This window comes from Bradyrhizobium sp. P2_E8 (genome assembly GCF_056403875.1).
In genome coordinates this window covers 1-5,513 of record NZ_JBFUES010000490.1, presented here as the reverse complement: position 1 = coordinate 5,513, position 5,513 = coordinate 1, and the positions used below count along the sequence as shown (strand labels likewise).

Sequence of the window (5,513 nt, the reverse complement as noted above, 5' to 3'; positions counted from 1 at the left end):
CTCCCACAAGGGGAGAGGGCAAGACCGGTTGCCGCCTCGCGCGTCGGCTGGTAAACGCCGCGCATGGCCGAGAAACCCAAAAAACCCCAGAAACTGAAGGCGCGTCTGCCGCGCGGGCTCGAGGACCGTGATCCCGCCGCGATCCGGGCGACGCGCGAGATGGTCGAGAAGATCCGCGCCGTCTRCGAGCTCTACGGGTTCGAGCCGGTGGAGACGCCGGCGATGGAATACACCGACGCGCTCGGCAAGTTCCTGCCCGACCAGGATCGCCCGAACGAGGGCGTGTTCTCGTTCCAGGACGACGACGAGCAGTGGATTAGCTTGCGCTACGATCTGACCGCGCCGCTCGCCCGCTATGTCGGCGAGCGCTACGGGACCGATGCTCTGGTCTTGCCCTACCGCAGCTACCGCGTCGGCTACGTCTTCCGCAACGAGAAGCCCGGCCCCGGCCGCTTCCGCCAGTTCATGCAGTTCGATGCCGATACGGTCGGCTCGGCAACGCCGGCGGCGGATGCCGAGATCTGCATGATGGCCGCGGACACGATGGAGGCGCTCGGCGTTCAGCGCGGCCAGTACGTGGTGAAGGTCAACAACCGAAAAGTGCTCGACGGTGTTCTGGAAGCAATCGGGCTCGCTGGTGACGAGAATGCCGCACGCAGACTGACTGTGCTGCGCGCAATCGACAAGCTCGACAAGTTTCCCGCCGACGAGGTGCGCAAATTGCTCGGTCCCGGCAGATGGGATGGTGGCGAAGAGGGCAAGGGCGACTYCACGAAGGGCGCCAATTTGAGCGCGGCCGAGGCTGACGTTGTTCTCGCCATCACCAAACCGCGCGACGATTGGAAAGAGGCCATTGCCGCGGCGGAAACTTACCTCGCCAAGACCGAAGTTGGTCAGGCCGGCGTGAGCGAGCTGGAAGAGATCGCCAAGCTGGTCACGGCGTCGGGCTATGGCGCGGACCGCATCAGGATCGACCCCTCCGTCGTGCGCGGCCTCGAATACTACACCGGCCCCGTCTACGAGGTCGAACTCCTGCTCGACACCAAGGACGAGAAGGGCCGCCCGGTGCGCTTCGGCTCCGTCGGCGGCGGTGGCCGCTATGACGGTCTCGTCTCGCGCTTCCGCGGCGAGCCGGTGCCGGCGACCGGTTTCTCGATTGGCGTCTCCCGTCTCCAGGCCGCGCTGACGCTGCTCGGCAAGCTCGACACGCGGCCCGAGTTCGGTCCCGTCGTCGTCACCGTGTTCGACCGCGACCGCGTCGCCGACTACCAGAAGATGGTCGCGTCCTTGCGCACCGCCGGCATCCGCGCCGAGCTCTATCTCGGCAATCCCAAGAACATGGGCAACCAGCTCAAATATGCCGACCGTCGCAACAGCCCCTGCGTGATCATCCAGGGCTCCGATGAAAAGGCGCGCGGCGAGCTGCAGATCAAGGATCTGATCGAGGGCGCCAAAGCGGCCGCCGCCATTGCCTCCAACCAGGAATGGCGCGAGAGCCGCCCGGCGCAGTTCTCGTGCAGCGAAGCCGACCTCGTCGCCAAGGTGCGCGAGGTGCTGGCGCGCCATGACGTGAGCTGGGGCTAGCCATTCGCGCATCACCTGATGCCCGGGCTTGTCCCGGGCACCCACGTCCTGTTTGATGCACACGACTTTGAATGATCGGGACAAGCCCGATCATGACGACAGCAGCAGGGAGAGAACGATGCCTGAGATCACCGTCAGCATGGCCGAAGGCCGCACCGACGAGCAGAAGGCCGGCATGATGCGCGACATCACGCAGGCACTGGTGAAGAATCTCGGCGTCGACGCCGATGCCGTCGTCATCCAGATCAACGAAGCCCCGCTCCGCCACAAGATGAAGGGCGGCAAGACCTTCGTGGAGCGCGCGGCGGCTGCGAAGAAGTAGTTTCGGCCGGCGCGGGTAGCCACAGTCGCAGCAGCAATCACAACTGTCGTCCCCGCGAACGCGGGGACCCATAACCACAGGGAGCGGTTGTGGGCGAGCTGCTAACTACGAGTCTTCGCCAAGCTACTCCCTGTGGCTATGGGTCCCGGATCTGCGCTTCGCTTGTCCGGGACGACAGCGGAGTTTGAGGCACCATGGACGCACGCGACTTCATCACGACAGGCATGAGCGCGGAGCGCACGCTGGTGGTCCCGGTGGAGCGCACGGTCGGACATTTCGTGCCCGGCATGCCTTTTGTCTATGCGACGCCGATGATGATCCTCGAGATGGAGATGACCGCGGGCGACGCGATCCGCTCTGCGCTTCAGCCGGGCTGGGTCACCGTCGGCACCGAGGTCGACATCCGCCATCTCGCCGCCGCCCTCGTCGGCGCGACGGTGCGGGCCACCGCGAAGGTGGTCGCGGTCGAGCGCCGCGTCATCCGTTTCGAGGTCGAGGCGTTCGAGGGCACGCGCAAGCTCGGCGAGGGCCGCCACGCGCGCGGGCTCGTCAATGTCGAGATGTTCAACAAGCGCCTCGGGGCTGCGTAGCTGCCGCTCGCTCTGACCTCATCCTGAGGAGACCGCGAAGCGGTCGTCTCGAAGGATGGCCGCGGGCGAGAGCCGGGCCTGCATGGTTCGAGACGGCGCTGACKCGCCTCCTCACCATGAGGGCTTGCTACTTCGCCAATTCCCTCGACCGCTGCGTTGCGGCCGCAATCGCGCGGATCATCAGGTCGCGCAGGCCGGGCTCACCCATCAGCACACCGAGCGCTGCGGCCGTGGTGCCGCCGGGCGAGGTGACGTTCTGGCGCAGCGTGCCGGAGGGAAGCTCGGATTGATGCAGCAGCTCGCCCGAGCCGGCGACGGTTTCGCGCGCGAGCTTCGTCGCCAGCGCCTCGGGCAATCCCGCTTCGACACCGGCGCGCGCAAGTTCCTCGGCGAGCAGGAACACATAGGCCGGCCCCGAGCCGGACACCGCGGTCACCGCATCCATCAGGCTCTCATCCTCGACCCATTCGACCGAGCCGGTGGCGCGCAGCAGCGCATCGGCGACCGCGCGCTGCGTGGCGCTGACGTTGTTCGCCGCAACCGCCACCGTGATGCCGCGGCCGATCGCGGCCGGCGTGTTCGGCATCGCGCGCACCACGGCGCCGCCGCAGACCTCCTGGAGCGAGGCAATCGTGGTTCCCGCCATGATCGAGACCACGGAGGTCTTCTCCGAGACGAAGGACTTCAGCTTCGCGCCGGCCTCGCGGAACATCTGCGGCTTCACCGCGACGACCATGGTCTCGACCTGGCCTGCCGCCTTCGCATCGGGATTGAGCGCCACGCCCTTGGCGGCAAGCGCGCTGATCTCGGGCGTGATATGCGGGTCGACCACCGCGACACGGCGCGGATCGAGCCCGCCCGCCAGCCAGCCGGTCAGCATCGCGCCGCCCATCTTGCCGGCGCCGGCGAGAAGGATTGTGCCGGTGATGTTTTGAAGGGTGCTGTTCGCCACTGTGGTCACCACAAATTCGGTGTCGTCCCGGCGAAGGCCGGGACCCATAACCACGAATGTTTCTAGTGGATGCAGGTGTTGGCAACAAGCCGCGTGCCCCAAGCGATATCACGCGGTATGGGTCCTGGCCCCCGTGCGCAATTGCGCACTAGGCCGGGACGACGGTGGGGAGGGAGCGGCGGCTCCCTACGTCACGAGAACCTTACGCCTCTCCAACCGTATCGAACATCGCCGCGTCCATCGCTTCCGTCGTGGTCTTGCCGGCCCACACCACGAACTGGAACGCCGGGAAGTAGCGCTCGCAGGCGTGGATGGCGCCGGCGAGCATGGCTTCGCATTGCGCGGTCGAGGCGGTCAGTCCGCCCGGCAGCACCAGGGCCTGGCGGTGCATGACCATGCCGGTGTTGGTCCACAGGTCGAAATGGCCGACCCACAACTGCTCGTTGACGGCGGCAACGAGCCGCTGCACTTCGCTCCGCCGCGCGACCGGAATCTTCATGTCGAACGCGCAGGCCAGATGCAGCGCCTCGATCCCGCCCATCCAGGTGAAGGAGAGCTGGTAGTCGGTCCATTGTCCCTTCGAGACAATCGTGAGTTCGTCTTCGCCGGAGCGTTCGAACGGCCAGTTGTTGCTGGCAGCGATATCCTCGACCACCGCGAGCGGATGACTTCGGGAATCGATAGCGCCTTCGARCAGGGACATGCCGTCTCGACCTCTTGCCTTCTTGTTGTCTTTGATACGCACGCGGTTGGTCCGGCGCGCGCTCCCTTAATATTGCTAAGGCGATCCCCTTGGCGTCGCTCTCGCGATCCCGGGATCAGCGCGGGCTTGTCGCGGATCAACTGATGTGATTTGCGGAATCTGCGCAACTGGCTGCCGAGTCCGTCCACAAGTCAGGACTCGTTCGTCCACAGCTCATCTCCGCCACAATTCTTAACGGAGGAGAACAAACCGGAATCGGATCGGCCGGCGCCTGCTGCGTTCCATGTGCCGGTGCCCTCCTTGCGGGTCCGGATCGGTCCCGCCCTGTTCGAAGTCCGCCCCGCAGGATTTTCGCAGAGTTTCGCTCTGACGTCATAGGCACATGCGTAGTACCCATAAGGAAGGTTCTTGCTGGCCGTCTCCCGGTTCGTCATAATTCGAAATAGTCCACCCATATCGGGTGGATAAGTTCTCAGGGCGGGGTGGAAGTCCCCACCGGCGGTAAGGGCCGAAAGGCCCAAGCCCGCGAGCGCCTTCCCCAGGATTTGCCCTGAAAAGGGATTTTATCCGAAGGGAAGGGTCAGCAGATTCGGTGCAACTCCGAAGCCGACGGTTAAAGTCCGGATGAAAGAGAACGGTCGGTGGCAGACGCATCGCAAGGTGCGGCTGCTTGTCGTTCCGTGTGCCCTGATTCTGGTCCTTAACTGAGGAAAGCCATGAATCAGATGTTGCAAGATCCCCAAGTCCAAACTTCCCAAGCTGAAACTGCCGAGACAACCAAGCCGCCGGTTCCCGTGGACCCGCCGACCATCGAGCATCCGCGTTTTGCAAAACCGCAGCGGGTGGCCTTCGTGCAGGCCTGCTGGCACCGCGACGTGGTCGAGGAAGCCCGCATCGCCTTCATGAAGGAGGCCGAGGCGCGTCACCTCACCCATGTCGACGTGTTCGAGGTGCCGGGCTCGTTCGAGATCCCGCTGCACGCGCAGATCCTCGCCAAGACGCGGCGCTACACCGCGATCGTCGCGGCCGGCCTCGTCGTCGACGGCGGCATCTATCGGCACGAGTTCGTCGCCGACACCGTGATCAAGGCGCTGATGGACGTGCAGCTCCGCACCGAGGTGCCGGTGTTCTCCGCGGTCCTGACGCCGCAGCAATTCCATGAGACCGAAGTGCACTACGATTTCTTTCGCAGGCATTTCGCGATCAAGGGCGTCGAGGTCGCAGAAGCCTGCGCCAACACGCTGCTCGGTCTGGAGCGCTTGCGCGGCCAGGTCGCGGCGGGAATTGCGTAACGCAGCGTAACGACCATCACCCCTCATCCCTGGGAGCGCGCAGCGCGTCTCAAAGGATGAGGGGCTACTC

At 65.1% G+C, this 5,513-nt stretch carries 6 protein-coding genes and 1 riboswitch; of the genes, 4 read left to right on the top strand and 2 right to left on the bottom strand.

Features of this window, described 5'->3' with window-relative positions; genetic code table 11:
- Positions 1-63: 63 nt before the first annotated feature.
- From hisS to AC1D00_RS24460, 3 genes are all read left to right on the top strand, one after another.
- Entirely contained in the window at positions 64-1,584 is a 1,521-nt protein-coding gene (gene hisS, locus AC1D00_RS24470) for a histidine--tRNA ligase (protein WP_477012419.1), read from the top strand.
- A 55-nt stretch (positions 1,585-1,639) separates the two neighbouring features.
- Positions 1,640-1,906 carry a tautomerase family protein gene (locus AC1D00_RS24465; protein ID WP_156936966.1) on the top strand — a complete coding sequence of 89 codons (267 nt, stop codon included), beginning with the start codon at positions 1,640-1,642 and terminating at the stop codon, positions 1,904-1,906.
- A gap of 194 nt (positions 1,907-2,100) precedes the next feature.
- Entirely contained in the window at positions 2,101-2,496 is a 396-nt protein-coding gene (locus AC1D00_RS24460) for a thioesterase family protein (protein WP_477012418.1), read from the top strand.
- 127 nt (positions 2,497-2,623) lie between these two features.
- On the opposite strand, the gene proC is transcribed toward AC1D00_RS24460, so the two are convergent.
- Positions 2,624-3,496, bottom strand: a complete 873-nt coding sequence (proC, locus tag AC1D00_RS24455; RefSeq protein ID WP_209312089.1) for a pyrroline-5-carboxylate reductase — start codon at positions 3,494-3,496, stop codon at positions 2,624-2,626.
- 154 nt (positions 3,497-3,650) lie between these two features.
- Positions 3,651-4,151, bottom strand: coding sequence for a type III secretion system chaperone family protein (locus AC1D00_RS24450; protein WP_477012417.1), 501 nt, complete (start codon positions 4,149-4,151; stop codon positions 3,651-3,653).
- 464 nt (positions 4,152-4,615) lie between these two features.
- Positions 4,616-4,791, top strand: a riboswitch (FMN riboswitch).
- 76 nt (positions 4,792-4,867) lie between these two features.
- Here AC1D00_RS24450 and AC1D00_RS24445 point away from each other — a divergent pair.
- Positions 4,868-5,443, top strand: coding sequence for a 6,7-dimethyl-8-ribityllumazine synthase (locus AC1D00_RS24445; protein WP_477012416.1), 576 nt, complete (start codon positions 4,868-4,870; stop codon positions 5,441-5,443).
- Positions 5,444-5,513: the final 70 nt, after the last annotated feature.

What these genes read in the sequence shown, in the direction of transcription:
- AC1D00_RS24465 (WP_156936966.1), top strand. Translation starts at nt 1,640, where the DNA reads ATGCACACGACTTTGAATGATCGGGACAAGCCCGATCATGACGACAGC.
- proC (WP_209312089.1), bottom strand. Translation starts at nt 3,496, where the DNA reads ATGGGTCCCGGCCTTCGCCGGGACGACACCGAATTTGTGGTGACCACA.
- AC1D00_RS24460 (WP_477012418.1), top strand. Translation starts at nt 2,101, where the DNA reads ATGGACGCACGCGACTTCATCACGACAGGCATGAGCGCGGAGCGCACG.
- AC1D00_RS24445 (WP_477012416.1), top strand. Translation starts at nt 4,868, where the DNA reads ATGAATCAGATGTTGCAAGATCCCCAAGTCCAAACTTCCCAAGCTGAA.